Annotated in this window: 27 protein-coding genes, 1 tRNA gene and 1 pseudogene; 12 read left to right on the top strand and 17 right to left on the bottom strand. The window is 73.9% G+C overall.

The genetic code is table 11. From position 1 onward, the window contains the following. Positions 1–37 precede the first annotated feature (37 nt). Positions 38–3,832: a methionine synthase gene (gene metH / locus LG324_RS11925; RefSeq protein ID WP_404348120.1), complete on the top strand. Its 3,795-nt coding sequence runs from the start codon at positions 38–40 to the stop codon at positions 3,830–3,832. A gap of 59 nt (positions 3,833–3,891) precedes the next feature. Further along, positions 3,892–4,737, top strand: a complete 846-nt coding sequence (locus LG324_RS11920; protein WP_404348117.1) for a RecB family exonuclease — start codon at positions 3,892–3,894, stop codon at positions 4,735–4,737. Here LG324_RS11920 and LG324_RS11915 read toward each other — a convergent pair. Continuing rightward, positions 4,720–5,385 carry an HAD family hydrolase gene (locus LG324_RS11915; RefSeq protein ID WP_404348115.1) on the bottom strand — a complete coding sequence of 222 codons (666 nt, stop codon included), beginning with the start codon at positions 5,383–5,385 and terminating at the stop codon, positions 4,720–4,722. The genes LG324_RS11920 and LG324_RS11915 overlap by 18 nt on opposite strands. Before the next feature lie 59 nt (positions 5,386–5,444). On the opposite strand from LG324_RS11915, the gene LG324_RS11910 reads away from it, so the two are divergent. After that, positions 5,445–6,311 (top strand): PAC2 family protein, encoded by an 867-nt coding sequence (locus LG324_RS11910; RefSeq protein WP_404348113.1) that lies wholly within the window; start codon positions 5,445–5,447, stop codon positions 6,309–6,311. A gap of 7 nt (positions 6,312–6,318) precedes the next feature. Here LG324_RS11910 and mshC read toward each other — a convergent pair whose 3' ends face one another. The 8 genes from mshC to LG324_RS11870 form a co-directional block, all read right to left on the bottom strand. Next, positions 6,319–7,575, bottom strand: coding sequence for a cysteine--1-D-myo-inosityl 2-amino-2-deoxy-alpha-D-glucopyranoside ligase (gene mshC / locus LG324_RS11905; RefSeq protein ID WP_030529219.1), 1,257 nt, complete (start codon positions 7,573–7,575; stop codon positions 6,319–6,321). A 22-nt stretch (positions 7,576–7,597) separates the two neighbouring features. After that, positions 7,598–8,401 carry an SCO1664 family protein gene (locus LG324_RS11900; protein ID WP_404348110.1) on the bottom strand — a complete coding sequence of 268 codons (804 nt, stop codon included), beginning with the start codon at positions 8,399–8,401 and terminating at the stop codon, positions 7,598–7,600. Continuing rightward, complete coding sequence (locus LG324_RS11895; protein ID WP_030529221.1) at positions 8,379–8,888, bottom strand: DUF3090 family protein; 510 nt, start codon at positions 8,886–8,888, stop codon at positions 8,379–8,381. The genes LG324_RS11900 and LG324_RS11895 overlap by 23 nt, the downstream gene beginning before the upstream one ends. Positions 8,889–8,898: 10 nt before the next feature. Continuing rightward, positions 8,899–9,630 (bottom strand): energy-coupling factor ABC transporter ATP-binding protein, encoded by a 732-nt coding sequence (locus LG324_RS11890; RefSeq protein WP_030529222.1) that lies wholly within the window; start codon positions 9,628–9,630, stop codon positions 8,899–8,901. Continuing rightward, positions 9,627–10,391: a cobalt ECF transporter T component CbiQ gene (gene cbiQ, locus LG324_RS11885; RefSeq protein WP_030529223.1), complete on the bottom strand. Its 765-nt coding sequence runs from the start codon at positions 10,389–10,391 to the stop codon at positions 9,627–9,629. Before cbiQ ends, LG324_RS11890 begins: the two co-directional genes overlap by 4 nt. Before the next feature lies 1 nt (position 10,392). Next, on the bottom strand, positions 10,393–10,725 hold the full coding sequence (locus LG324_RS11880; RefSeq protein WP_404348107.1) for a PDGLE domain-containing protein: 333 nt from the start codon (positions 10,723–10,725) through the stop codon (positions 10,393–10,395). Further along, positions 10,722–11,411, bottom strand: a complete 690-nt coding sequence (locus tag LG324_RS11875; protein WP_030529225.1) for an energy-coupling factor ABC transporter permease — start codon at positions 11,409–11,411, stop codon at positions 10,722–10,724. Before LG324_RS11875 ends, LG324_RS11880 begins: the two co-directional genes overlap by 4 nt. A 113-nt stretch (positions 11,412–11,524) precedes the next feature. Beyond that, a complete protein-coding gene (locus LG324_RS11870; RefSeq protein WP_404348104.1) occupies positions 11,525–12,217 on the bottom strand; it encodes an MSMEG_4193 family putative phosphomutase in 693 nt (230 codons plus the stop codon). Positions 12,218–12,278: 61 nt separating this feature from the next. Here LG324_RS11870 and corA point away from each other — a divergent pair, with 61 nt between their 5' ends. Beyond that, positions 12,279–13,256, top strand: a complete 978-nt coding sequence (gene corA / locus LG324_RS11865; protein ID WP_404348101.1) for a magnesium/cobalt transporter CorA — start codon at positions 12,279–12,281, stop codon at positions 13,254–13,256. 176 nt (positions 13,257–13,432) lie between these two features. Here the strand turns inward: corA and LG324_RS11860 are convergent, their stop codons facing one another. Beyond that, a complete protein-coding gene (locus LG324_RS11860; protein ID WP_404348099.1) occupies positions 13,433–14,296 on the bottom strand; it encodes an undecaprenyl-diphosphate phosphatase in 864 nt (287 codons plus the stop codon). Between the two features lie 46 nt (positions 14,297–14,342). Continuing rightward, positions 14,343–15,389, bottom strand: coding sequence for an LLM class F420-dependent oxidoreductase (locus tag LG324_RS11855; protein ID WP_404348096.1), 1,047 nt, complete (start codon positions 15,387–15,389; stop codon positions 14,343–14,345). Between the two features lie 177 nt (positions 15,390–15,566). On the opposite strand from LG324_RS11855, the gene LG324_RS11850 reads away from it, so the two are divergent. Next, positions 15,567–17,033 carry an HNH endonuclease signature motif containing protein gene (locus LG324_RS11850; protein WP_404348093.1) on the top strand — a complete coding sequence of 489 codons (1,467 nt, stop codon included), beginning with the start codon at positions 15,567–15,569 and terminating at the stop codon, positions 17,031–17,033. Here LG324_RS11850 and LG324_RS11845 read toward each other — a convergent pair. Beyond that, on the bottom strand, positions 17,003–18,013 hold the full coding sequence (locus LG324_RS11845; RefSeq protein WP_404348091.1) for a TIGR01777 family oxidoreductase: 1,011 nt from the start codon (positions 18,011–18,013) through the stop codon (positions 17,003–17,005). The genes LG324_RS11850 and LG324_RS11845 overlap by 31 nt on opposite strands. Positions 18,014–18,099: 86 nt before the next feature. Between LG324_RS11845 and LG324_RS11840 the strand changes: the two are divergent. The 3 genes and pseudogenes from LG324_RS11840 to LG324_RS11830 all read left to right on the top strand — a co-directional run. Further along, positions 18,100–18,318, top strand: a pseudogene (locus LG324_RS11840) (SAM-dependent methyltransferase); the annotation flags it as partial. A 245-nt stretch (positions 18,319–18,563) separates the two neighbouring features. Further along, positions 18,564–18,686 (top strand): hypothetical protein, encoded by a 123-nt coding sequence (locus LG324_RS11835; protein WP_404353174.1) that lies wholly within the window; start codon positions 18,564–18,566, stop codon positions 18,684–18,686. A 10-nt stretch (positions 18,687–18,696) separates the two neighbouring features. Next, positions 18,697–19,641, top strand: coding sequence for an aldo/keto reductase (locus LG324_RS11830; protein ID WP_207021795.1), 945 nt, complete (start codon positions 18,697–18,699; stop codon positions 19,639–19,641). Between the two features lie 31 nt (positions 19,642–19,672). Here LG324_RS11830 and LG324_RS11825 read toward each other — a convergent pair whose 3' ends face one another. Beyond that, positions 19,673–19,993: a hypothetical protein gene (locus tag LG324_RS11825; RefSeq protein WP_030529234.1), complete on the bottom strand. Its 321-nt coding sequence runs from the start codon at positions 19,991–19,993 to the stop codon at positions 19,673–19,675. 37 nt (positions 19,994–20,030) lie between these two features. Here LG324_RS11825 and LG324_RS11820 point away from each other — a divergent pair, with 37 nt between their 5' ends. Next, the gene (locus LG324_RS11820; protein WP_242525646.1) at positions 20,031–20,228 is read left to right on the top strand and encodes a DUF5703 family protein; all 198 of its coding nucleotides are present in this window, start codon (positions 20,031–20,033) and stop codon (positions 20,226–20,228) included. An 18-nt stretch (positions 20,229–20,246) separates the two neighbouring features. Here the strand turns inward: LG324_RS11820 and LG324_RS11815 are convergent, their stop codons facing one another. Next, the gene (locus tag LG324_RS11815) at positions 20,247–21,569 is read right to left on the bottom strand and encodes a M20/M25/M40 family metallo-hydrolase (RefSeq protein ID WP_404348087.1); all 1,323 of its coding nucleotides are present in this window, start codon (positions 21,567–21,569) and stop codon (positions 20,247–20,249) included. A 114-nt stretch (positions 21,570–21,683) separates the two neighbouring features. Between LG324_RS11815 and LG324_RS11810 the strand changes: the two genes are divergently transcribed. After that, positions 21,684–21,768 (top strand) — tRNA-Leu (locus LG324_RS11810). 77 nt (positions 21,769–21,845) lie between these two features. Here LG324_RS11810 and LG324_RS11805 read toward each other — a convergent pair. Then, on the bottom strand, positions 21,846–23,381 hold the full coding sequence (locus tag LG324_RS11805) for a protein kinase (RefSeq protein WP_404348085.1): 1,536 nt from the start codon (positions 23,379–23,381) through the stop codon (positions 21,846–21,848). Between the two features lie 35 nt (positions 23,382–23,416). On the opposite strand from LG324_RS11805, the gene LG324_RS11800 reads away from it, so the two are divergent. Together LG324_RS11800 and LG324_RS11795 are read left to right on the top strand one after the other, a co-directional pair. Beyond that, a complete protein-coding gene (locus LG324_RS11800; RefSeq protein WP_404348083.1) occupies positions 23,417–24,181 on the top strand; it encodes a HipA family kinase in 765 nt (254 codons plus the stop codon). Then, on the top strand, positions 24,178–24,555 hold the full coding sequence (locus LG324_RS11795) for a DUF3037 domain-containing protein (protein ID WP_404348081.1): 378 nt from the start codon (positions 24,178–24,180) through the stop codon (positions 24,553–24,555). The genes LG324_RS11800 and LG324_RS11795 overlap by 4 nt, the downstream gene beginning before the upstream one ends. 12 nt (positions 24,556–24,567) lie before the next feature. On the opposite strand, the gene LG324_RS11790 is transcribed toward LG324_RS11795, so the two are convergent. After that, entirely contained in the window at positions 24,568–25,644 is a 1,077-nt protein-coding gene (locus LG324_RS11790) for a response regulator (RefSeq protein WP_404348079.1), read from the bottom strand. Between the two features lie 82 nt (positions 25,645–25,726). Further along, on the bottom strand, positions 25,727–26,551 hold the full coding sequence (locus LG324_RS11785; RefSeq protein WP_404348077.1) for a TrmH family RNA methyltransferase: 825 nt from the start codon (positions 26,549–26,551) through the stop codon (positions 25,727–25,729). Between the last annotated feature and the right edge of the window lie 7 nt (positions 26,552–26,558).

Genomic DNA, 26,558 nt, shown 5'->3' with positions numbered 1-26,558 from the left:
TCCCCGACGACGTCCCGAGAGGACCCCGAGCAGCCCCGTGATCGCCCAGCACCGACCCGATGCCACCGACGCCCTGACCAGTGCACTCCGTGAGCGGGTCCTCGTCCTCGACGGCGCGATGGGCACGATGATCCAGGCCCGCCAGCTGTCCGAGTCCGACTACCGCGGAGCCCGGTTCGCCGACCACCCGAGCGACCTGCGGGGCAACAACGACCTGCTGTCGCTGACCCAGCCGGACGTCATCCGCGAGATCCACGAGGCCTACCTCGACGCCGGTGCCGACCTCGTCGAGACCAACACCTTCAACGCGCAGCGGATCTCCCTCGCCGACTACGGGATGTCCGAGCTCGCGTACGAGATGAACGTCGCGGCCGCGACCCTGGCCCGGGCCGCGTGCGACGCGGTCGAGGAGCGCAGCGGCCGTCCGCGCTGGGTCCTCGGCACCCTCGGGCCGACGAACCGCACCGCCTCCATCTCGCCCGACGTCAACGACCCCGGCGCGCGCAACACGAGCTTCGACGAGCTCGCCGAGGCCTACCTCGAGCAGGCCCGCGGGCTCGTCGACGGCGGCGCCGACGTGCTGCTCGTCGAGACGATCTTCGACACGCTCAACGCCAAGGCGGCGATCTTCGCCCTCGAGACCCTCTTCGAGGAGCACGACCGCCGCTGGCCGGTCATGATCTCGGGGACGATCACCGACGCCTCGGGCCGGACGCTGTCCGGGCAGGTCACCGAGGCCTTCTGGTACTCGGTGCGCCACGCCCGCCCGCTCGCCATCGGCCTCAACTGCGCGCTCGGCGCGAGCGACCTGCGGCCCTACGTCGCCGAGCTGTCGCGGATCGCCGACTGCTTCGTCTCCGCCCACCCGAACGCCGGCCTGCCCAACGCCTTCGGCGAGTACGACGAGGGGCCCGAGGCGATGGCCGAGGTCGTCGGCGAGTTCGCCTCCGCCGGCCTGGTCAACATCGTCGGCGGCTGCTGCGGCACGACGCCCGGGCACATCGCCGCCATCGCGGCGGCCGCCGCGGACGGCACGCCGCGCGAGCCCGCCGAGGTCGCGCCGGCGCTGCGGCTCTCGGGCCTGGAGCCCCTCGTCGTCGCCGACGACAGCCTCTTCGTCAACATCGGCGAGCGCACGAACATCACGGGCTCGGCCCGCTTCCGCCGGCTGATCCGCGAGGAGGACTACCCGACCGCGCTCTCGGTGGCCCGCCAGCAGGTCGAGTCCGGCGCGCAGGTCATCGACGTCAACATGGACGAGGGGATGATCGACGGCGTCGCGGCGATGGACCGCTTCCTCAAGCTCATCGCCTCCGAGCCGGACATCTGCCGCGTCCCGGTCATGGTCGACTCGAGCAAGTGGGACGTCATCGAGGCGGGCCTCAAGGTCACCCAGGGCAAGGCGATCATCAACTCGATCTCGATGAAGGAGGGCGTCGAGCCCTTCCTCGCGCACGCCCGGCTCGCGCGCAAGCACGGGGCCGCCGTCGTCGTCATGGCCTTCGACGAGGAAGGCCAGGCCGACAGCCTCGAGCGCCGCCAGGAGATCTGCGGGCGCGCCTACCGGCTGCTGACCGAGGAGGTCGGCTTCCCGGCCGAGGACATCATCTTCGACCCCAACGTCTTCGCGGTCGCCACCGGCATCGAGGAGCACGCCGCCTACGGCACCGACTTCATCGAGGCCACCCGCTGGATCTCCGAGAACCTCCCCCACGCCCTCGTCTCCGGCGGTGTCTCGAACGTCTCGTTCAGCTTCCGCGGCAACAACGCCGTCCGCGAGGCCATCCACGCCGTGTTCCTCTACCACGCGATCCACGCGGGGATGGACATGGGCATCGTCAACGCCGGCGCCCTCGTGCCCTACGACACGCTCGACCCGCGCCTGCGCGACGCCATCGAGGACGTCGTGCTCAACCGGCGCGAGGACCCGCAGGAGGCGACCGAGCGGCTGCTCGAGCTCGCCGAGGAGTTCCGCTCCGACGGGCAGGCCGCCGAGGCCGCCGCCGAGGAGTGGCGCGAGCTGCCGCTGCGCGAGCGGATCACCCACGCGCTCGTCAAGGGCATCGACGACCACGTCGTCGACGACACCGAGGCGCTGCGCCTCGAGATCGCCGAGGCCGGCGGCCGCCCGCTCGAGGTCATCGAGGGCCCGCTCATGGACGGGATGAACGTCGTCGGCGACCTCTTCGGCGACGGCAAGATGTTCCTCCCCCAGGTGGTCAAGTCCGCCCGCGTCATGAAGAAGGCCGTCGCGCACCTCGTGCCGTACATCGAGGCCGAGAAGGACGAGGCCGCCCGGCAGAAGAGCAAGGGCAAGGTCGTCATGGCCACGGTCAAGGGCGACGTGCACGACATCGGCAAGAACATCGTCGGTGTCGTCCTCCAGTGCAACAACTACGACGTCGTCGACCTCGGCGTCATGGTCCCGCTGCAGAAGATCATCGACACCGCGCGCGAGGAGAAGGCCGACGTCATCGGCCTGTCCGGGCTCATCACGCCCAGCCTCGACGAGATGGTCCAGGTGGCCACCGAGATGGAGCGCCAGGGCCTCGACCTGCCGCTGCTGCTCGGTGGGGCGACGACCTCGAAGGCGCACACGGCCGTCAAGGTCGACCAGCGCTACTCCGGTCCGGTCGTCTGGGTCAAGGACGCGAGCCGGTCGGTGCCCGTCGTCAGCCAGCTGCTCTCGGACGCCCAGCGCGGCCCGCTCGTCGACGGTGTGGCCCAGGAGTACGCCGAGCTGCGTCGCCGTCACGCCGCGAAGTCCGGTGAGCGCCCGCTGGCCGACCTCGCCACCGCCCGCGCGAACGCCCCGGCGCTGGACTGGTCCTCGTACCGTCCGATGCGCCCGCACCTGCTCGCGCAGCAGGAGGGCGACCGCTGGTCGGCGCCGAAGGACAGCCGCTGGCGGCGCGCCGCGCACCAGTTCACCCGCGTCTGGGAGGACTACCCGGTCGCGGACCTGCGCGAGTACATCGACTGGACGCCGTTCTTCCTCGCCTGGGAGGTGCGCGGGCGCTACCCCGACGTCCTCAACAACCCCACGACGTCCGAGGTCGCGCGCAAGCTCTTCGACGACGCGCAGCGGATGCTCGACCGCATCGAGCGGGAGCACTGGCTGCACCCGCGCGGCGTCGTCGGGTTGTTCCCGGCGAGCTCCGTCGGGGACGACCTCGAGGTGTACGCCGACGAGGAGCGCACCAGCGTGCTCACGACCCTCCACGGGCTGCGCCAGCAGGGGCGGCACCGCGAGGGCGTCGCCAACAAGTGCCTCTCCGACTTCGTCGCGCCGAAGGAGACGGGCCTGCGCGACCACGTCGGCGCGTTCTCGGTGACGGCCGGCCTCGGCCTCGAGGACCGGCTCCAGGCGTTCAAGGACGACCTCGACGACTACTCGGCGATCATGCTCGAGGCCCTCGCCGACCGGCTCGCCGAGGCGTTCGCGGAGCGGCTGCACCAGCGGGTCCGCACGGACCTCTGGGGGTACGCGGCCGACGAACGCCTCGACAACGCCTCGCTCGTCGCGGAGAAGTACCGCGGCATCCGACCCGCGCCGGGCTACCCGGCGTGCCCCGACCACACGGAGAAGACGACCCTCATGGCGCTCCTCGGCGGTGAGGAGCGCACCGGGGTGCGGCTGACGGAGTCGATGGCCATGTGGCCGGGCGCGTCGGTGTCCGGCTGGTACTTCGCCCACCCGGAGAGCCAGTACTTCGTCGTCGGGCGGCTCGGGCGCGACCAGGTCGAGGACTACGCGGCCCGCAAGGGCTGGGACCTGCGCACCGCCGAGCGCTGGCTCGGCCCGAACCTCGGCTACACCCCGGAGGACTGAGGCCCGGTCGCCGGGGTGGCGGCTCGGCGGTGTCGGGGCCGGCGCCTACCGTGGGCCCCATGACCCCCGCCCTCTCGCCGAGCCGCGCCGCGGACTTCAAGCAGTGCCCGCTGCTGTTCCGCTTCCGCACGATCGACAAGCTGCAGGGCCCGCCCTCCCCCGCCGCCGCGCGCGGCACCCTCGTCCACGCCGTGCTCGAGCACCTCTTCGAGCTGCCGGCCGACGAGCGCACCCCCGCGGCCGCCACCGCCCTGCTCGAGCCCCGCTGGCGCGCCCTCGTCGAGGAGCGCCCCGAGCTCGCCGCGATGATCGAGGACGACGAGCAGCTCACCGAGGAGGCCTGGTTCGCCGGCGCGCGCACCCTCGTCGAGCAGTGGTTCGACCTCGAGGACCCGACCCGGCTCGAGCCCGCCGCCCGCGAGCTCTACGTCGAGACCGAGATCGAGGGCCTGACGCTGCGCGGCTACGTCGACCGGCTCGACGTCGCCCCCGACGGTGCGATGCGGGTCGTCGACTACAAGACCGGCCGCTCCCCCGGCGAGCTCTTCGAGGCCAAGGCCCTCTTCCAGATGAAGTTCTACGCCCTCGTGCTGTGGCGCATCCACGGCGAGGTCCCCACGATGCTCCAGCTGGTCTACCTCGGCAACGGCGAGGTCGTCCGCTACGTCCCGGACGAGCGCGACCTGCGCGCCATCGAGCGCAACATCCGCGCGATCTGGGACGCCGTCGTGCGGGCCGCGCAGACCGGCGACTGGCGCCCGCGCACCTCCCGGCTGTGCGACTGGTGCGACTTCCACGAGTACTGCCCCGAGTTCGGCGGCACGCCGCCGCCGCTGCCCGAGGGCGCGGGGCTCATCGCGCTCGACCCCGCCCGCTCGGGCGAGGCGTCACCCGACGACGAGTGACGCGACAGCCTCGGCGAGCTGCTGCGGGGTCATCCCGTCGAGGCCGCTCACCTGCACCGCGCCGGTCGTCTCGGGCACGGGTACGACGTGCGGGACCGCCAGGGTCGGCACCCCGGCCGCCACGGCCGAGCGGACGCCCGTCGGGCTGTCCTCGATGGCCACGCAGCGGGCCGGGTCGACGCCGAGCATCCGCGCCGCCGCCTGGTAGGGCTCCGGGTGCGGCTTGCCGTGCGACACCTCGTCGCCGGTGACGACCACCGCGAACGCACCGTCCGGCAGCGCCTCGACGACCGCGTCGGCGAGCACGCGCCACGACATCGTCACCAGCGCGCTCGGCACACCGGCGTCCCGCAGGGCGGCGAGCAGCTCGCGCGCCCCCGGCCGCCACGGCACGTGCTCGCGGACCTGGGCGACGACCCGGACGAGCAGCTCGTCGACGATCCGCTCGGGCTCCCAGTCGATCGGCGAGTTGGCCCGGATGAACTCGGCCGAGACCATGAGGTCGTTGCCGACGAGCTGGTGGGCGAACTCGTCGTTCCACGTCCCGCCGTGCTCCTTGACGATCGCGTGCTCGGCGGCGATCCAGTACGGCTCGGTGTCGACGAGGGTGCCGTCCATGTCCCAGAGGACCGCTGCGGGGAGGCTCATGAACGAGGAGCCTATCGAGCCGTAGGGTGGAGTCCTGACCCGCCTGAGGAGGACCCCCCGTGATCGAGCTCGAGGACATCGGCGATCTGCACGACCCCGTGATGATCGCCGCGTTCGAGGGCTGGAACGACGCCGGGGAGGCCGCCAGCTCCGTGCTCGAGCACCTCGCGGACGTCTGGGGCGCCGAGGTCGTCGCGGCCCTCGACCCCGAGGACTACTACGACTTCCAGGTCAACCGGCCGCGGGTCGTCGTCGAGGGCGGCAATCGCCGCATCAGCTGGCGCACCACCCGCATCCTCGTGGCCCGCGACACCTCGCTCGGCCGCGACGTCATCATCGTCCAGGGCGTCGAGCCGTCGTTCCGCTGGCGGGCCTTCGCCGTCGAGCTGATGGAGCTCGCCGAGGCCGCCGACGTCTCGATGGTCGTCACGCTCGGCGCCCTCATGGCCGACGTCGCCCACACCCGCCCGATCCCGGTCACCGCCACCTCCGACAACGAGGACACCCGGCACCGCCACGGCCTCGAGGTGAGCGGCTACGAGGGGCCCACCGGCATCGTCGGCGTCGTCTCCGACGCGGCGACCCAGGTCGGCATTCCGTCGGTGTCGTGCTGGGCCGCCGTGCCGCACTACGCCGGCCACTCCCCCAGCCCGAAGGCGACGCTCGCGCTCGTCGGGCGCCTCGAGGAGCTCTTCGACGCCCCGATCGAGCACGACGAGCTCGAGGACGACGCCCGCGCCTGGGAGCGGGGCATCAACGAGCTCGCCGAGTCCGACAGCGAGGTCGCCGAGTACGTCGAGAGCCTCGAGGAGGCGCAGGACACCGCCGAGCTCCCCGAGGCGAGCGGCGACGCCATCGCCAAGGAGTTCGAGCGCTACCTGCGCCGCCGCGGCACGGACGAGTCCGGCACCTCCGGCCCCGTCTGAGGGTCGGTCAGAGCCGGACGCCGAGCACGGCGTCGAGCGTCCGGGCCAGCAGCCCGGGCGCGGCGGGGTCCTCGCCGGAGGCGCCGGCCAGGGTCTCGTCGCACCACGCGTCGACGGCCTCGAGAGCGCGCGGCGTCGACAGGTCGTCGGCGACGGCGGCGCGCACCGCCGCGATGGTCGCCGTCGGGTCGGCGCCCCCGTTCGTCGAGAGGGCGCTGCGCCACCGGTCGAGGCGGGTCTGGGCCTGCGCCAGCAGGGAGTCGGTGTACTCCCAGTCGGTCCGGTAGTGCTGGGCGAGCAGGACGAGGCGGATGGCCATCGGGTCGACGCCGTCGGCGCGGAGCTTCGAGACGAGGACGAGGTTGCCCTTGGACTTGCTCATCTTCTCGCCCTCGTAGCCGACCATGCCCTGGTGGACGTAGAGGCGGGCGAAGACGTCGTCGCCGGTCAGCGCGTCGGCCTGGACGGCGCTCATCTCGTGGTGCGGGAAGACGAGGTCGCTGCCGCCGCCCTGGATGTCGATGGGGTGGCCGAGGTGCTCGAGCGAGATGGCCGTGCACTCGATGTGCCAGCCGGGACGGCCGCTGCCGAGGACCTCGTCCTCCCACGAGGGCTCGCCGGCCCGCGCGCCGCGCCACAGGAGTGGGTCGAGCGCGTCGCGCTTGCCCTCGCGGTCGGGGTCGCCACCGCGCTCGGCGAAGACGTCGAGCATCTGCTCCCGTGTCCACCGCGAGACATCGCCGAAGTCCGGCGTCCGGGCGAGGTCGAGGTAGACGTCGTTACCGTCACCCTCGCCCTCGGGCAGCGGGACCCGGTACGCCGCACCGGAGTCCAGCAGCCGCCGCACCGCGAGCCGGATCTCGTCCATCGACTCGACGACACCGCGGTAGGCGTCCGGCGGGATGACCGACAGGGCGGTCATGTCCTCGCGGAACAGGTCGATCTCGGACGTCGCCAGCTCGCGCCAGTCGCGGCCGTCGCGCGCCGCCCTCTCGAGCAGCGGGTCGTCGACGTCGGTGACGTTCTGCACGTACTCGACCCGGTGCCCGGCGTCGCGCAGCGCGCGCTGGACGAGGTCGAACGTCACGTAGGTGGCCGCGTGCCCGAGGTGGGTCGCGTCGTACGGCGTGATGCCGCAGACGTAGATGCGGGCGACCTCGCCGGCCCCGACGGGGACGACGGCGCCTCGGCTGGTGTCGTGCAGCCGGAGCGGCTCTCCGACTCCGGGGACCTCAGGGACGAAGGGGGTGGGCCACGACTTCACCGGGCAAGCGTACGGGGCGTGGTCAGAGCGCCGGCCACGGGATGGCGGGCCAGCCCGGTGCGGGGAGAGGGTGACGCCGGCGGCGCAGCAGCATGGCGACCCGGTGGGTCAGCGCGTCGACCTCCGCGGGGGTCAGCAGCGGCTCCAGCGCGTCGGGCAGGTCGACGCCCAGCGCGGTGGCCAGGCGCTCCAGGCGGGCCAGGTCGGCGTCCGGCAGCGGCTCGCCGGCCCAGCCCCACAGGACGGTCCGCAGCTTGGGCTCGACGCCGAGGCTGACCCCGTGGTCGCATCCCCGCACGGCGGCGCCGTCGCGCAGGACGTGGCTGCCCTTGCGGTCGGAGTTGTTGAGCGCGGCGTCGAGGACGGCCACGGTGCGCAGGGCCGGTTCACCGCAGTGCGCGACGACGACGGGCTCCCCGAGCGGCGACTCCCCTTCGAGGACGACGAGCCAGCCGTCGGGCACCTCCCCCGGCGTGACGACGTCGACGAGCGGCGGGGTGTCGTCCTCCCCCACCGACCCGACCCACAGCTGCACCGAGCCGTGCCCTCGCGGACCGTCGCGCAGCACGGTCGGCGGGACGACGTCGAAGCCGCCGGCCTCACTGACCAGCCACGCCGCCCGCTCGCGGGCCACGAGCGTGCCGTCCGGGTAGTCCCAGAGCCGGCGCTCGGTCATCTCGGGCTTGTGGATGGCCAGCACCTCGTCGGCCGGGTCGCCGACGAAGCAGAGGAGCGCGCCGTTCGAGGAGCCCTGGATGCGGCCCACCGGCGTCAGCTCGCCGTGGGTCAGCAGCTCCTCGAGGTCAGCGCCGGTACCCGTTGGCACGAGGGCAGATGTGGCCGGTGGGGTCGAGGGGCTGGCCGCAGAACGGGCACGCGGGCCGGCCGGCGGAGAGCACCTTGCCGCAGCGCCGGGCGAAGGCCCGCGCCGCGACCGGGTCGAGGACGACGCGCAGGGTCTCGAGCCCGTCCTCGTCGGTCTCCTCCGGGTCCTGGTCGTGGCACTCGATGACGAGGACACGACGCTCGGGGTCCCACGCGAGGGCGAGGGTGTCGACCCGGAACTCGTCCTCGATGGGGGCGTCGAGCGGGTCGGTGTCGCCCTCGCCCAGCGGCTCGGTGGCCGCGCCCTCGGCGTGCGCGTCGAGCAGGTCGTTGACCCGGTCGGCGAGTGCGTTGACCTGCACCTTCTCCAGCGAGACCGAGACGGTGCGACCCCCGCCCCGGGCCTGGAGGAAGAAGGTGCGGCCGCCCGGGGGGCCCACGGTGCCGGCGACGAAGCGCTCCGGCGGGTCGAACACGGTGGCAGGCATGGCACCCACCCTAGATCGAGAACCCCGCCGGCAGCTCCAGGCGGTGGCGGGCCATGAGGTCCTCGTCCCGGAGCAGGTCGAGAGTCGGCCCGTCCGCCACGATCGTGCCCTCCGAGAGGACCACCGACCGGGGGCAGAGCTCGACCGCGTAGGGCAGGTCGTGGGTGACCATGAGGATGGTCACGTCGAGGCCGTGGAGGATCTCGGCGAGCTCGCGCCGCGACGCGGGGTCGAGGTTCGACGACGGCTCGTCGAGGACGAGGATCTCGGGGCGCATCGCGAGGACGGTCGCGATGGCGACGCGTCGGCGCTGGCCGAAGCTCAGGTGGTGCGGGGCGCGGTCGGCGAGGTCACCGACCCCGACCGCCTCGAGCGCCTCGGTGACCCGGCCCTCGAGCTCGGCGCCGCGCAGGCCGAGGTTGGCCGGTCCGAAGGCGACGTCGTCGCGGACCGTCGGCATGAAGAGCTGGTCGTCGGGGTCCTGGAACACGATGCCCACACGCCGGCGCACCTCGAGGAGGTTCTCCTCGACGACCGGCAGGCCCGAGACCGTCACCGATCCGTGGCCCGGCAGCAGGACGCCGTTGAGGTGCAGGACCAGGGTCGTCTTGCCGGCGCCGTTGGGGCCGAGGAGCGCGACCCGCTCCCCCGGGTGGACGTGGAGGTCGACGCCGAAGAGCGCCTGGTGGCCGCCCGGGTAGGCGTACGCGACGGCGCGGAGGTCGAGGACGGGGGTGGTCATCCGGCCATCCTCGTCGAGACGGCGACGACGAGCGCCACCGCGGCCGGTGCGAGGCCGACGGCCCAGTCGCGGCCGGTGGCGGTCAGGGGCGCGGTGACGGGCATCGACCCGCTCCAGCCCCGGCTGACCATCGCCAGGTGCACGCGCTCGCCGCGCTCGTAGCTGCGGATGAACAGCGCGCCGGTGCCGGCGGCCAGCGCCGGCCACGAGCGCACCGAGCGGGCCGAGAACCCCCGCGAGAGGCGGGCGACCTTCATCCGGTGCAGCTGGTCGGCGACGACGTCGAGGTAGCGGACCATGAACGAGGCGATGAGCACGAGCGGGTCGGGCACCCGCAGGTGCTGCAGCGCCCGCACGAGGTCGCGGGGCGGGGTCGTGACGGCGAAGGTGACGGCGGCGAGCACGCCGGTCGTCCCCTTGAGGAGCAGCGCCACGGCGGCGGTGAGGCCGGTCTGCGACACCGTGACCGGTCCGAGGGCGACCTGCGGGCCGACCGCGACGAACGGCAGGACGACCGCGAACACCGCGAAGGGCGTCTCGACGGCGAGGCGGGGCAGCACGTGGCGGGCCGGGACCCGCGCCGTGAGCAGGAGCACGACGGCGAGGGCGAGCAGCGCGCCGAGAGCCGGGTGCTCCTCGGAGGGCACGGCGACGACGGCGAGGACGAACGCCACGAGGCCGACGAGCTTGACGTGGGCGGGCAGCCGGTGGAGGACCGAGCGGCCCTCGACGTGCAGGTGCCGGCCGGGGCCGGACCCCACGTCAGTCGTGGGTCCGGTGGCCGCGGCGACGCACGAGCAGCACGAGGCCGAACATCACCAGGCCGGTGACGACCGCGCCGATGACACCGGCGAGGCCGCCGGAGAGCCGGGCGTCGCCGACCCCCTTGACCCCGTAGTCGGCCAGGGGCGACCCGGCCGCAGCCGAGTCGCGGGCGACGCCCTCGAAGCCGAGGGTGGCCGCGACGTGCTCGAGGCCGTCCGGGTGGCTGGAGGCGTAGAAGGAGACGACGCCGGCGATGACGAGACAGACGGCCAGCCCGACGACGACGAGACGACGGGTGCTGACGCGCGGGGTGTCGGTGGCGGTGCTCATGCGACGGGCTCCGGGGTGCGCAGCTCGAGCGCGGGCATCCGACCGCGTGCGACGTGGACGAGGTCGGGACGGGCGGCGACGATGCTCGTGACCGCGAGGAAGGTGATGGCCGCCTCGCCGAGCCCGATGAGGACGTGCCAGCCGACCATCGTCGCGGCGAGCGTGCCGAGCGGGATCGGCGCTGCTCCGCCGACGGCGTAGAGGCCGGTGAAGGTGAGCGCGGCGACGGGCACGCTGACGAACGCGCCGGCGGAGGCCGCGACGGGGATGCTCGCGAGGCGCCTGGGCAGCAGGGCCAGCACGCCGCGGGCGACCGCGTAGCCGACCCAGACGCCGACGACGCCCATGAGGACGACGTTCGTGCCGAGCGCCGTGACGCCGCCGTCGGCGAACAGGAAGGCCTGGACGGCGAGGACGACGGCGAGGCAGAGCGTCGCGGTCGCCGGGCCGACGAGCACCGCGGCGAGCGCCGCCCCGAGCAGGTGCCCGGAGGTACCGGCCCCGACCGGGAAGTTGACCATCTGGGCGGCGAACACGAAGACGGCGACGAGGCCGGCCAGCGGCGCGGTGCGCTCGTCGAGCTCGCGCCGGGAGGCGCGCACGAGGGAGGCCCCGACGACGCCCGCGGCCACGACGCCGGTGGCGACGGAGGTCGGTGCGTCGAGGAACCCGTCGGGGACGTGCATGGTGACCTCCGGCTGTCGACGGTTGTTGTTGCGAACAGTGTGCAACAACTCCTGCACACTATTCGCAGGAGTGACGGTCGATCAACGCCGGGACCGCGAACCCCTCCGACCGGTCAGCCCGCTCCCCCGCCCACCGTCGAGTCGCCGGCGGCGTGCTGGGTCGGCATGGCGACGAGCCCCGCGAGGTCGCCGCCGTGGGTGTTGCTCGTGAGCAGGACCATCCGGGTCGGTGTCACGTGGACGGCGCTGACCGAGCCGGGGTCGACCCGCACCCGCTGCAGCCCGCCGATGCCCGCCCCGACCGCCTCGGCGAGCACCGCCTTGATGGGGTCGCCGTGGCTGACGGCCAGCCACACGGCGGCCTTCCCGTGCTCGGCCTCGACCTCGGCGTCGAGGGCACGGACGGCGCCGACGACGCGCTCGGCCATCTGCCCGAGCGACTCCCCCGCGTGCTCGTCCGACGGCGGGAAGGTCGCCGCGGCGGGGTCGTCCTGGATGGTGCGCCACAGCGGGTCCTTCGCGGCGTCGGCGAGCTTCCGCCCCGTCCACGAGCCGTAGTGGCACTCGCCGAGGCGCTCGTCCGTGCCGACCTCGAGCTCCGGCACGGCGACGGCGGCGGTCTCGCGGCACCGCTGGAGGGGGCTGCTGACGGCCCGCACGACGGTGAGCGGCGCGAGCCGCTCGGCCACCCGGGCGGCCTGCCCGCGACCGGTGTCGGTCAGGCCCACGCCCTCGGTCCAGCCGGCGAGCACCCCCTCGGCGTTCGCCGTCGAGTGCCCGTGCCGCAGGAGGAGGACGATCGCCACGAGAGTGAACTGTAGGCGTCGCACCCCGTGCTCGGCCCACGCGTCACCCACAATGGCCACCGTGATCGTCGACCGCGCCATCTACGAGGACGGGCACCGCCGCACCTGCGGGGACCTGTCCGACGAGCTCGAGGGCCTGCGTGCCTCGGCCGACCCCACCTCGTTCCTGTGGATCGGGCTCAAGGACCCGACGCAGGAGGAGTTCGACGACGTCAACGTCGAGCTCCAGCTGCACCCGCTCGCCGTCGAGGACGCGGTCAAGGGGCGCCAGCGCGCGAAGGTCGAGCTCTACGACGACAGCGTCTTCGTCGTCCTCAAGCCGCTGCGCTACATCGACCGCACCTCCGACATCGAGACCGGCGAGGTGATGGTCTTCGTCGGCGACTACTTCGTCGTCACCGTCCGCCGGGGCGAGCTGACCCCGCTGACCGGCATCCGGGCCCACCTCGAGGCCGACCCCGAGCTGCTGCGCGCCGGCCCGCTGGCCGTGCTGCACGGCGTGCTCGACCGGGTCGTCGACGGCTACGTCGAGATCGACGCCGAGGTGCAGACCGACCTCGACGAGATCGAGACGGCCGTCTTCTCCGACGCGCGCACCGACACGGCGGTCATCTACCGGCTCAAGCGCGAGGTGCTGGAGTTCCGGCGCGCGGTCCTGCCCCTGGCCGAGCCCTTGAAGATGCTCCACCACTCGCCCCGCAGCCCCGTGCCCGAGGGCGAGCTGAGGCTGCAGCTGCGCGACGTCTCCGACCACCTGCAGTCGGTGCTCGACCACGTCGAGTCCTACGACGACCTGCTGTCGGGCATCCTCTCGGCGCACCTGGCCCAGGTGTCGGTACAGCAGAACGACGACATGCGCCGCATCTCGGCCTGGGTCGCCATCGCCGCGCTCCCGACGATGATCGCCGGCATCTACGGGATGAACTTCGACAACATGCCCGAGCTGCGCTGGCACTACGGCTACTTCGCCGTGCTCGGTGTCATGGCGCTCGGGTGCACGACGCTCTTCCGCCTCTTCAAGCGCGCCGGCTGGCTCTGACCCCGGGCGTGCGCCCGTCGCAGGCCCCGCCCGGCCGTGTCAACGGACATCGCGATCGGCGTGAACTTCCGCGCCGTCACGGTGACGACGCGGAAGCTCACGGAGGACGCGGATACATCCGCGTCCCGCGCCAACATCCGCGTCACCCCAGTGACGGCGCGGGCGCGAGGGGCCGGTCAGGTCGCGGTGATGAGGCCCGCCGCGAGGGCGCCGGCGAGCACGAGGCCGAGGGCCACGCGGTACCAGACGAACGGGCGCAGCGAGTTGCTCGCGACGAACTTGAGCAGCCACGCGATCGAGGCGTAGGCGGTGACGAACGCGACGACGATGCCGACGAGCATCTGGCCGGCGCCGAGGACCTTGAGGTCGTCCCACGCGTCGACGAGCTCGAAGAGGCCGGCGGCGGTGAGGGCCGGGATGGCCATGAAGAACGACAGCTCGGTCGCCGTGACGCGGTTGATGCCGCGGGCGAGCCCGGCGGAGATCGTCGCGCCCGAGCGGGAGACGCCGGGGATGAGGCTGAAGCACTGGACGAGGCCGATGACGAGGCCGTCCTTGAGCGTCAGCTGCGTCTCGTCGCGCTGGGTGCCGGCCGCCTCGAGCGCGTCGTGGCGTGACTCGGCCCACCAGATGACCGCGCTCCACAGCACGAGGGCGGCCGCGACGACCCACAGGCTGCGCAGCGGTCCCGAGATGACGTCCTTGAGGGCGAAGCCGACGAGGCCGACCGGGATCGACCCGACGATGACGACCCACGCGAGCCGGTAGTCGCGCGCCTCGCGGGCTCCGGTGTCGCGCAGGCCGTTCACCCACGCCATGAACAGGCGGCCGATCTTGCGCGCGAAGTAGAGGAACGTCGCGGCGATCGCGCCGATCTGGATGATGGCCGTGTACGCCGTCACCGCGTTGGCGTCGACGGGGAGCCCCAGCAGGTGCTCGGCGATCGTGAGGTGTCCGGTCGACGAGATCGGCAGGAACTCGGTGAGTCCCTCGACGACGCCGAGGACGACGGCCTGGAAGTAGGAGAGCTCGACGGGCACCCGACGAGACTAGGGGGCGCGCCCCGTCATCGCCCAAACGCCGCGCTCAGCGGACGACGTCGGCCATCAGCCGCAGGACGGCGAGCCGCTCCTCGGTGGTTCGCGCGTACGGCGCCACCGAGAGGGTCGTCACCCCCGCGTCGGCGTACCGGCCGACGCGCTCCGCGATCCGCTCCGGCGGGCCGAGGAGGGCCGTCGCGTCGGCGAGCTCCATCGGCACGGCGTCGGCGGCGTCGCGGGGACGGCCGGCGAGGTAGAGGTCCTGGATGGTGTCGGCGGCCTCGTCGAACCCCATCCGGCGGGCCAGCCGGTTGTAGAAGTTCTGCTCCCGGCTGCCCATCCCCCCGATGTACAGGGCGGTGTACGGGGCGACGGCGGCGCGGGCGGCCTCGAGGTCGTCGGTGACGACGACGGGGACGGACGCGACGATGTCGAAGCCGGCCATCGGGTCCTCGGGCGTGCCCCGGCCGGCCTTCTCGCGCCCCTCGCGCACGGCCGCGAACTGGTCGGCCGAGTGCTCCGGCGAGAGGAAGACGGCGAGCCACCCGTCGGCGACCTCGCCGGCGAGGCGCAGGTTCCGGGGGCCGACGGCGGCGAGGTAGACGGGCAGGTCCTGCCGCGGCGGGTGGATCGTCAGGCGGAGGGCCTTGCCGGCGCCGTCGGGCAGCGGCAGCGTGAAGTGCTCGCCGTCGTGGCTGACGGCCTCGCGGCGCAGCGCCGACCGGACGATGGAGACGTACTCGCGGGTGCGACCGAGCGGGTCGGCGAAGCGCACCCCGTGCCAGCCCTCGCTCACCTGCGGCCCGGACACCCCGAGGCCGAGGAGGAAACGCCCCCCGGAGAGGGTGTCGAGGGTCGCCGCGGTCATCGCCGTCATCGCGGGCGTGCGGGCCGGGATCTGCATGACGCCCGCACCCAGCCCGATCCGCTCGGTCTGGGCGGCGAGCCACGCGAGGACCGTCGGGCTGTCGGACCCGTAGGCCTCGGCCACCCACACGGACGCGTAGCCGAGCCGGTCGGCCTCCTGCACGAGGTCGAGGAGGTCCTCACCCATGCCCATCCCGGCGTACCCGCCGGCCAGTCCCAGACGCATGACCGCAGGCTAGCCCCACCCGCGCGGGCGCGGTGGGTCCGACGGCGCTGACGCCCTGCGTCAGGTGGGTCCTGTGGTGCGAAAAAGGCTGCGGTGAGCCCCGATCGGGCTGTGGAGAACGAGAGGGCCTGTCGGTGCCCGCCGGTAGGATGGGGGCACGAGGGGAGGGGGAGCCGGATGCCCACCACAGCCGCACCGCAGGACGTGCTCGATGCCGTGCGCAGCGCCAGGGAGACGCTCACGGCGGTCGGTCCGCTCGCCGCCTCGTCGGGGTCGAGCGCGGAGTGGGCGGAGGCGCTCGGCGCCCTGCGCTCGCTCGTCGACGTCGCCACCGCGCGCGAGGACGAGGTGCTCGTGCGCCTCGCCGCCATCGAGCCGATGGTGCTCGACGACGGCGAGCTCGTCGAGAGGCACCGGGCGCCCGGGCACGTCTCCCTCGACGCACCCGCCGTGGTCAGCGGCGTCCTCCACCTGTCGCCGCAGGCCGCCGAGTCGCGGGTCCGTGACGCCGTCCGCCGGGCCGCCGACGGACCGGAGGGCAGCCCGTCGTGCACCGGGCTGGGCGGGTTGCACACGGCGATGGCCTGCGGCGCGCTGGACGCCCACCGCGCCCACGTCGTGGCGCGGGAGCTCGAGGAGGCACCGGCCGACGTCGCCCGCACGGTCGTCGACGCCGTCGCACCGTGGTTCGAGCGGGAGGACGCGAGCCGGCTGCGGCGCAGGGTCCGTCGCGTCCTCGCCCGCCTCTCCCCCGACCTGCTCCGGCAGCGAGCGGTCCGCGCGCGTGCGGCCTCCTCGCTGCGGCGCTGGGCCGACGAGCCCGGGGTCGACACCTGGCTCGGCACCTTCCCCTCCGAGGAGGCGTGCCCGGCCTGGGCCGCCGTCGACGACCTCGCGCAGCGCTACGTGGCCGACGGCACCTGCGCCACGATCGACCGTGCCCGGGCCAAGGCGCTGACCGACCTCGTCGTCGCCCACGCCTCGGTCGAGGTCCGGGTCGTCATGGCGTCCGCGGCCGTCGCGGACCTCCCGGCCGACGCGCTCGTCGAGGTCGTCGGCCCCGGCGGCCCCGATCCTGTGCTCGTCGAGGCCGGATGGCTCGCCACGGCCGCCTACCGCCCCGGCGCCCGCCTCGCCGCGTTCGTCCGGGACCGGGACCGGCACTGCCGCTTCCCCGGCTGCCCCGTCTCGGCGCGGTTCTGCGACGTCGACCACGTCCGTCCCTGGCCGGCCGGTCCCACCGACGCCGCCAACCTCGTCTGCCTCTGCCGTCGACACCACCGCGTCAAGCAGCGTCCGGGGTGGCGCGTGACGCTCTCGGCCGACGGCGAGCTCACATGGCTCGACCCGGCCGGTCGCACCCGGACCACGCGACCACCCGACCCGCCCGGGCTCGTCCTGCGGCGGACCGAAGAGGAGGCTCCGGCGCCATCCTCGACGGCCGCACCCCGTCTGGCTGTCCCCGACGGCCCGCACTCGGCGCTCGAGCACCGGCTCGAGTCCGCCGCCCTGGCCGGGCGACCACGTGACGGCTGCCGGGTCGAGCTGCAGCATGTGACGAGGTGGCCCCCGGTCGACCTGTCGCCGCACCGTCGCAGAGTCGCCGAGCGCCGTCACGACCCCGGCGAAGCGCCGCCCTTCTGACCGAGGACCGGCACGGGCTCCGTCGCGCCGCGCCCTCGGCGGCGGCTGACCAGGTCTCGGGCCGCCTCGTCCCAAATGGGGTGCTCGAACTCGAAGCCCGCCTCCAGGAGGCGTCCGGGCACGACCCGGCGGCTCTTGAGGAGCAGCTCGGTGTCGGTGCGCAGGACCAGCGCGCCCAGCTCGGCCATCCACGCGGTGGCCGGCAGGCCAGGGCGCCCGCCCCAAGCGCGGCGCAGGCCGCGCATCAGCTCGCGCTGGGTCACGGGTCCGGGGGCGGCGAGGTTGACCGGACCGGACAGGTCGTCGCGCTCGAGGAGCAGGAGCACCGCGCGGACGAAGTCGGTGTCGTGGATCCACGACACGTACTGCTCCCCTCCGGCCACCGGCCCGCCGACGCCGAGACGGGCCATCCACGACATGACGTCGAAGACACCGCCCCGGTCCGGGCTCATGACCATCGCGGCGCGCAGGGCCACCCGGCGGGTGTGCGGCAGGTCGGCCTCCTGCTGCGCCGCCTCCCACGCCCGCGCGATGCGCACGCTGTACTCCCAGTAGTCCGGGACCCCCCGCTCGTGACCGCCGATGATGCCGGTCGCCTCGTCGTGCGCGCCGTCGCGGCGGTCGGCGTAGATCGTCGCCGTGCTCATCTGCAGCCAGACCCGCGGCGGCGCGGCGGCGGCCTCGAGGGCCCGGCCGACGGCACGGGTCGAGTCGACGCGCGAGTCCATCATCTGGCGCAGGTTGCGCTCGGTGTAGCGGCAGCTGACGGTCCGACCCGCGAGGTTGACGACGGCGTCGGCACCGTCGACCTCGCGCGCCCACTCCCCCACCGTCCGCCCGTCCCAGACGACGTGCCGCACCCCGCCCTCGAGCTGCTGCGGGCTGCGGCTGAGGACGACGACCTCGTGCCCGCTCGCCGCGAGCGCCCTGCGCAGGATGCCTCCGACCTGACCGGTTCCCCCCGGGATGACGACCTTCACGAGGCCGAGCATAGGTGGGCGCCCCGCGGTCCGCACGAGGGCAAAACCGGTGGCGCGCATCCGGGCAGGACGGCATCGTGATCCCGATGACGAGCAGCGACCTGTGGGACCGCGCGACCGCGGAACGCTACGACCGGGTGTCGGCCGGGATGTTCGCCCCCGAGGTCCTCGATCCCGCCGTCGACGCGCTGGCTGCGCTCGCCGGGGACGGGCCCGTCCTCGAGCTGGCCGTCGGCACCGGGCGGGTGGCCATCCCTCTCGCCGATCGGGGCCTCGAGGTGCACGGCATAGAACTCTCCGAGCCCATGGTGGACGTCCTGCACCGCACGCTCCCCGGCCTCCCGGTGACCGTCGGTGACATGGCGAGCGCCGGCTGCCCCCGGGCCAGACGGCCGTCCCGTTCGACGTCTCGCCCGACCACGCGGGGTTCGACACCTACGACCCGGCGACGCAGGAGGCCACCTCGCACCACTACACGCGCGAGCCCGACGGCTCGTTCCGGAACGGGGAGCACCACTTCCGCTACGTGTGGCCGTCCGAGTGCGACCTCATGGCGCGCCTCGCCGGGATGGAGCTCGAGCGGCGCAGCGCCGACTGGCGGGGCTCCCCCTTCACCGCGGACAGCGAGGCCCACGTCTCGGTGTGGCGCAGGCCGGTCGACGCGCGCGGGTAGGGTCGCGGCCATGGAGACGCGCCGCCTCGGAGCCACCGGACTCACCGTCTCGCGGCTCGGCCTGGGGACGATGGCGTGGGGCACCCGCACGTCGGCGGAGGACGCCAAGGACCTCCTCACGGCGTTCCGGTCGGCCGGCGGCACCCTCGTCGACACCGCCCACGGCTACGCGGGCGGCGCCGCCGAGGAGCTGCTCGGTGACCTCCTCCGGGGCCCGGACCGCGACGAGGTCGTCCTCGTGACCAAATCCGGCATCAGTCGGTCCACGGGCCACCGGGTCGTCGACTGCTCCCGCCGCACGATGCTCCACCAGCTCGAGCTGTCGCTGCGCCGCCTGGGCACCGACCACGTCGACGTCTGGCTCGCGCACACCTGGGACGACGAGACCCCGCTCGAGGAGACCGTCGGCGCCCTCGTGCACGCCTGGCAGAGCGGACGGGCCCGCTACGTCGGCGTCTCCAACCACGTCGGCTGGCAGGCCGCCCGCACGATGTCGCTCCTCCAGGACGCCGGCGTCCCGCTGGCCGTCGACTCGGTCGAGTACTCCCTCGTCGAGCGACGTCCCGAGCGCGAGCTCGTCGCCGCGTCGGCCTCGCTCGGGTTCGGCCTCCTGCCCTGGTCGCCGCTCGGCCGCGGGGTCCTCACCGGGCGCTACCGCGCCGGGGTGAGCGCCGACTCGCGGCTGGCCTCGGAGGAGTTCTCGCGGTTCGCCGGACGGCACGTCGGCGACCACACCCGCGGTGTCGTGGACGCCGTGCGCACCGCGGCGGACGGCCTCGGCGTCGCGCCGGCCGTCGTCGCGCTCGCGTGGGTCCGTGACCGGCCGGGAGTCGCCGCGCCCGTCGTCGGGCCGCGCACACCGGGCCAGCTGAGCGTGCTCCTGGCCTCCGAGGGCCTCGACCTGCCGGAGCAGATCGTCGACGCTCTCGACGAGGTCTCGGCCGAGCACGCCTGATCCGCGGCCCGCGGGCGGAGCGGACGAGGGCTCAGTCGTCCTTCTCGTCGTCGTCGTCCTCGTCGTCGAACTCGTCGTCGTCGAGACCGGAGTAGATCCGGGCGCGGTCGCCGTCCTCGTCGTCGTGGTCGTCGAGGTCCTCGTCGTCGTCCCCGGCGTAGACGTCGAGCGGCGTCATCTCGCCGTAGGCGTCGTAGAGGGCGCCGTCGTACTCCTCGAAGGCGTCGGCGACGTCCTCGTAGGCGGCGACGACGGTCGGGTCGTCCTCACCGCGCCGGGTGCTTGCGGCCTCCAGGTGCCGCTCGAGAGCGGACACGAGGTGGGCGAGCGCGGCGCGCGGGTCCGAGGCCATGTCCCGAACCGTACCGGTCCTGGCGCAGAATGTGTCGGTGGCCGACTACGAGTACCTCGTCCTGAGCTTCGGGCGCGAGGTGAAGCGCAACGACATCCGCCGCGCCCTGACCGAGCACGCCGAGTACGGGCACTGGGAATTGGCGACCACCCGCACCTACGTGGGTGGGCTGACCCGCACCTGGCTGCGCCGGAAGATCATCCGCGCGCGCCGCACCTACGACATCGCCGTCTGACGACGCCGCGGGCGCGGCTCAGCAGGTCTCGAGCAGGCGCCCGAGGACGCGCGTGCCGAAGCGGAGCGAGTCCGTCGGCACGCGCTCGTCGATCCCGTGGAACATCGGGGCGAAGTCGAGGTCGGCCGGCAGCCGCAGCGGGGCGAACCCGTAGCCGGTGATGCCGAGCAGCGACAGCGCCTTGTTGTCGGTGCCCCCGGAGAGGCAGTACGGCAGCACCTCGGCGTCCGGGTCCTCGGTGCGCAGCGCGTCGACCATCCGCTCGACGAGCGGCGCGTCGAACGGCGCGTCGAGGGCGATGTCGCGGTGGAGCACCTCGACCTGCACGTGCTCCCCGGCCAGCTCGCGCAGGGTGTCCATGAGCAGGTCCTCGTGCCCGGGCAGGAATCGGCAGTCGACGTTGGCCGAGGCGTGCTGCGGGATGACGTTGTGCTTGTACCCGGCGTCGAGCATCGTCACGTTGCTCGTGTCCTGGAGGGTGCCGCGCACGAAGCCCTGCGCTCCGCCGAGGTGCTCGAGCAGGTCCTCGAGATCCTCGTCGGACCAGCCGGTGCCCGTCAGCTCGGACAGCCCGTCGAGGAGCGTGCGCACCGACGGGATGTACTCGCGCGGCCACTTGTGCGCCGCGATCCGGGCGATCGCCTCGGCCAGGCGCACGATCGCGTTCTCGTCGTTGGGCACCGACCCGTGCCCGGCGCGCCCGGTGGCGGTGAGCCGCAGCCAGGCGATGCCCTTCTCGGCCGTCTGCAGCAGGTACGTGCGGCGCTCCTGTCCGTCACGGTCGGTGACCGTGACGCTGTAGCCGCCCACCTCGCTGATCGCCTCCGTGACGCCCTCGAAGACCTCGGGGTGCTGCTCGACCATAAAGTGCGAGCCCTGCACGCCCCCGGCCTCCTCGTCGGCGAAGAAGACGACGACGAGGTCGCGCGGCGGTACGACGCCGCGGCGGGCGATGTCGCGGACCGAGGCCAGCATCATCGCGTCCATGTCCTTCATGTCGACGGCGCCTCGGCCCCAGACGCAGCCGTCGCGCTCCTCCCCCGCGAACGGGTCGACGGACCAGTCCTCGGCGTTCGCGGGCACGACGTCGAGGTGGCCGTGGACGCACAGGGCGCCGCGCTCGCGGTCGGCGCCCGGGATGCGGACCGCCACGGTGACCCGACCGGGCTCGGACTCGTAGGTCTGCGGGTCGAGCCCGACCTCGCGCAGCTGCTCGACGACGTAGGCGGCCGCCTCGGCCTCACCGGGACCGCTCCCGTCGCCGTAGTTGCTCGTGTCGATGCGGATCAGCTCCTGGCAGATCCGGACGACCTCGTCCTCGGGGCGCAGCGTGTCGGTCATGTCCCCCACCCTAGGAGCCTCGGCGCGGCAGGGGCGATTTCGGTTCCCGGCCGGTGACCGTGTAATGTTTCGCGCTGTCGGAAGGCCTCCCCACGGGCCCGAAGAACACCACTCGTCCGGGTGGCGGAATTGGCAGACGCGCTAGCTTGAGGTGCTAGTGCCCGTATAGGGCATGGGGGTTCAAGTCCCCCCTCGGACACAGCAGAGCACGACGACGAAGGCCCCGAACCACAGGTTCGGGGCCTGCGTCGTGGGCGGGGCCGGCGCCCCGCCGGGTCAGCCGCCCGCGTAGGCGTCGGCCGCGTCGAGCACCGCCTGGACGAGCGGGTCGAGCGTGCCCGTGGCGTCGGCCGACACCGAGCCGTCCTCCACCGCCTTCGCGTACTGGTCCGCGAGCTTCTGCGCCTCGTCGGAGACCTTGCGAGCGTCGGCGCCGGACAGCGCCCGCTCCGTGGCCTCAGCGTGCCTCGCGACGTCGCGCGCCACCTTGGCGTCGACGGTGCCGTCCGCGGCGGCCTGCTGCACCGCCTCCTGGAGCGACGCGTAGGCGTCCGTGACCGGAGTGCCGTCGGGCGCGGTGTCGGTCGGCGTGTCGGAGGGGGTCTCGCTCGGGGTGGGCTCGGGCGAGGCCGTCGTCGGCTCCGGCTCGGGCGTGGTCTCGGCCGGTGTGGACTGCTCCGGGGCCGACTGCTGGGCCGACGCGGTGGGCGAGGCGCTCGGCGAGGCGTCGGCACCCCCGGTGTCGTCCTGCGAGGTGACGAGGTACCAGCCCACGAGGCCGACGACCAGCAGCGCGAGGATCGCGAGCACCCACGGGGTGGACGCGCCGCGCCTCCGCTCCGGCTCGCGCGGCGGCAGACCGGTCGTCGGCGGCGGCGGCGGGGGCAGCGGGGTGCTCGAGAGTCGCTGGGTTCGGTCGGCCCCACCGGCGGGCAGGACCGTCGTCGCGGCTGCGGCAGCCCCCGCGGCCGCGGCGCCACCGGTGGGGGCGCGGCGCGCGTCGACGGCGGCGAGCACGGCGCCCGCGTCGGCGGGTCGGTCGGCGGGGTCCTTGGCGAGCAGCGACGACACGAGGCCGGCCAGCCAGGCCGGGGTGTCGGGGCGCAGGTCGCGCACGTCGGGCACCGGGTCGTGGGTGTGCATCATCATCGTCGCCACCGCCGTGGGGCCCGAGAAGGGCGGCTCACCGGTCAGCAGCGCGAAGGCGAGGCAGCCGAGCGCGTAGAGGTCGGCCCGGCCGTCGACGCGCCCGCCCATCGCCTGCTCCGGCGACAGGTACTCGGCCGTCCCCATGACGGTGTGCGTGGCGGTGAGCGCCTGCTGGTTCGAGGCGTCGCCGAGCTGGGTGATGCCGAAGTCGAGGACCCGCAGCCGGCCGTCCGCGGCCGTGACGACGTTGGCGGGCTTGATGTCACGGTGGACCAGCCCGCGGCCGTGCGCGGCCTGCAGCGCGCCGGCGACCTGGCGGACGACGTCGACGACGTCGTCGACCGCGAACGGGCCCTCCCGCAGCCGCTCGGCGAGGCTCGGCCCGGGCAGCAGCTCCATCACGAGGTACGCGGTGTCGCCCTCGACACCGGTGTCGTGCACCGTGACGACGTGCGGGTGGTTGAGGCCGGCCGTCACGCGGGCCTCGCGCTCGAACCGCACCGCACCGGACTCGTCGGGGACGCGGGTGAGGTCGATCGTCTTGATCGCCACCTGCCGCCCGAGGACGGTGTCGGTGGCGCGCCACACCTCGCCCATCCCGCCCCGCCCGATGGGCGTGTCGAGGACGTAGCGACCGGCCAGCCTGCGCTCCTGCGTGGTCATCCGACAACCCTAAACGGCTGCCGTAGGGTGGGCGGGTGCTCGAGTCAGTGACCGCCGTGCGCTACGTCGCCCCTCTGCGGGAGGGCGGTTCGCTGCCGGGGCTCGTCGAGGCCGACGACCTCGGGACCTACGTCGTCAAGTTCACCGGCGCCGGGCAGGGCCGCAAGGTCCTCGTCGCCGAGGTGCTCGTCGGCGAGGTCGCCCGCCGGGTCGGCATCCCGACCCCGCGCCTGGCCGTCGTCGACCTGCCGAGCGCGATCGCCCGCTACGAGGCCGACGAGGAGGTCCAGGACCTGCTCAACGCCAGCCCGGGCCGCAACCTCGGCGTCGACTTCCTGCCCGGGGCCTTCGGCTACGACGGCTCGCGGCCGCCGAGCGCCGAGGACGCCGCGGCCATCCTCTGGCTCGACGCCTACACGGCCAACGTCGACCGCACCTGGGCCAACCCCAACCTCCTCGTCTGGCACCGCCGGGCCTGGGCGATCGACCACGGGGCGGCCCTGTGGTTCCACCACTCCTGGCCGAGCCGCCCGCCGGACGTCGGGCGCTTCGTCGCCCAGCCGTTCGACGCGAGCGGCCACGTCCTGGCGCCGGTGGCCGGGTCGGTCCGGGCCGCGCACGAGCGGTTCGCCCCGCTCCTCACCGACGACGTCCTGCGCGAGGTCGTCGACGAGGTGCCGGAGGAGTGGCTCGAGACCACGGCGAGCCTGCCCGACCTCGACGCCGTCCGCGCCGCCTACCGCGAGCACCTCGGGATGCGCCTCGCCGCGCCCTCCGCCTGGCTGGACGGTGCGCAGTGAGCCACGCCTACCAGTACGTGGTCGTGCGCTTCGTGCCGCGCGTCGACCGGGGCGAGTGCCTCAACGTCGGCGTCGTCCTGCACTCCCAGTCCGCGGGCGTGCTGCGTTGCGCCTGGCACCTCGACGAGGACCGCATCCGGGCCTTCGCGCCCGACGCCGACCTCGACGGCCTGCGCGGGGCGCTCGACGCCGTTGGGGGCATGTGCGAGCGGCCCCCGGCGGGCGTGGACGCGACGCTGACGACCCAGGGCAAGCGCTTCGGGTGGCTCAGCGCGCCGCGCTCGACCGTCCTCCAGCCCGGCCCGGTCCACGGCGGGTCCGCCGCGGACCCGGCCGCCGAGGTCGAGCGGCTGCTCGACCACCTCGTCCGCTGAGCGCCCCGGGCGTCAGCCCGCGCGGACCGGCGCGAGGATCTTCTCGAGGTCGGCCAGCGTGTACGGCTTGCTCAGGTAGTCGTCCATGCCCGCCGCGAGCATCCGCTCCCGGTCCCCCTCGGCGGCATTGGCCGTCAGGGCGATGATCCGCGGCGGCGGTCCCGGGCGGACGCGCAGCTGCTCCGTCGCACGGACGCCGTCGAGGTTGGGCATGTTGACGTCCATGAGGACGACGTCGTAGCGGTGCGCCGAGAGCGCCTGGAGCGCCTCGATGCCGGTGGCGCCGGCGCTGCCGCCGGCGCAGCCGAGCACGGGCAGCGAGAACGTGAACGACGAGCCCTCGCCGACCGTCGACTGCACCTGGATCGCGCCGCCGAGCCGCTGGGCGATGCGGGCGCAGATCGCGAGGCCAAGACCGGTGCCGCCGTGGGTGCGCGTCGTCGACGCGTCCCCCTGGGCGAACGCGGTGAAGATCCGCGAGAGCCGGTCCGCGGGGATGCCCATCCCGGTGTCGACCACCTCGAGGACGAGCGTGCCCGGGGCAGTCTCGGCGTCGGGGCGCAGGAGGGGCGCGGCCGCGAGGTGGCTCGCGTGGATCCGCACACCACCGCGCTCGGTGAACTTCAGCCCGTTGCCGACGAGGTTGACGAGCACCTGGCGCAGGCGGACCAGGTCGCTGCAGACGAGCTCGGGGACGTCGGGGTCCACCGACCACCACAGCGACAGGCCCCGCCGCTCGGCCTTCGTCGTGAACATCGTGCAGACGTCCTGGATGAGTGCGCGCACGTCGGTCGAGGTCGACTCCATCTCGAGCTCGCCGCTCTCGAGGGCGCTGAAGTACTCGGTGCGCGTGAGGTCGACGACCTCGCCGTGCAGGCGCACCTCGCGGGCCTCGGGGTCGAGGGTGAGCGGGCCGAAGCGGCGCAGGTCGGTCTCGGCGACGTGGACGCGGGGGCGCCGGCGCATCGCCCGGCTGCGGCGGCACACCTCGAGGCCGTCCATCTGGGGCAGCGAGATGTCGAGGAGGACGACCTCGCGGTCGTGGCGGCGTGCGGCCTCGACGCCGGCGGCGCCGTTGTCGGCCTGCACGACCCGGAAGCCCTCGGACTCCAGGAGCGACGCCGCGACGGACGCGCCGCCGCGGATTCGGTCCGGACGGCCGATGCCGTGATCACCCCTCCGGCGGAGCCGGGGCGCGCAGGGCCCAGGCGGCAACGGCGCCGGCCGCGGCGACGTTGAGCGAGTCCACTCCCCCGGCCATCGGGATGCGCACGACGGTGTCGACCCCGGCGAGGGTGCGCCGGGCCAGCCCGTCGCCCTCGGTGCCGAGGACGAGTGCGAGCCGCCCGGGCGGGTCGGCCGCCAGCTCGTCGAGCCCGACAGAGTCCTCGGTCAGGGCGAGGGCGGCGACGTGGAAGCCGAGCCCGTGCAGCTCCTCGATACCGCCCGGCCACGGGTCGATGCGTGTCCACGGCACCTGGAAGACGGTGCCCATCGACACGCGGACGGCCCGGCGGTAGAGCGGGTCGGCGCAGCGCGGGGTGACGAGCACGGCGTCGACGCCGAGCGCGGCCGCCGAGCGGAAGACGGCGCCGACGTTGGTGTGGTCGACGACGTCCTCGAGCACGAGGACCCGCCGGGCGGCCTCGAGGACCTCGGCGAGCGACGGCAGCGCGGGGCGGTGCATCGCCGCGAGCGCGCCGCGGTGCAGGTGGAAGCCGGTGAGGCGCTCGATGACGTCGTGGGCCCCGACGAACACCGGCACGCCGTCGGCCTCGGCGTCGGCGACGACGTCCGCGAGGTCGGTGAGCCAGCGCTCGGCCATGAGGTAGGAGCGCGGCCGGTGCCCCGCGGCGAGGGCCCGCCGGATGACCTTCTCGGACTCCGCGACGTACAGCCCGCCCTCGGGCTCCAGGCGGCGTCGCAGGGCGACGTCGGTCAGCGAGACGTAGTCGGCGAGGCGGGGGTCGGCGGGGTCGGAGACGGTCGTCGGCACGCGCACG

The organism is Phycicoccus jejuensis (genome assembly GCF_044797865.1).
In the GTDB taxonomy this organism is placed as follows: Bacteria; Actinomycetota; Actinomycetes; order Actinomycetales; family Dermatophilaceae; genus Phycicoccus; species Phycicoccus jejuensis.
This window is presented reverse-complemented; position numbering and strand designations above follow the sequence as displayed.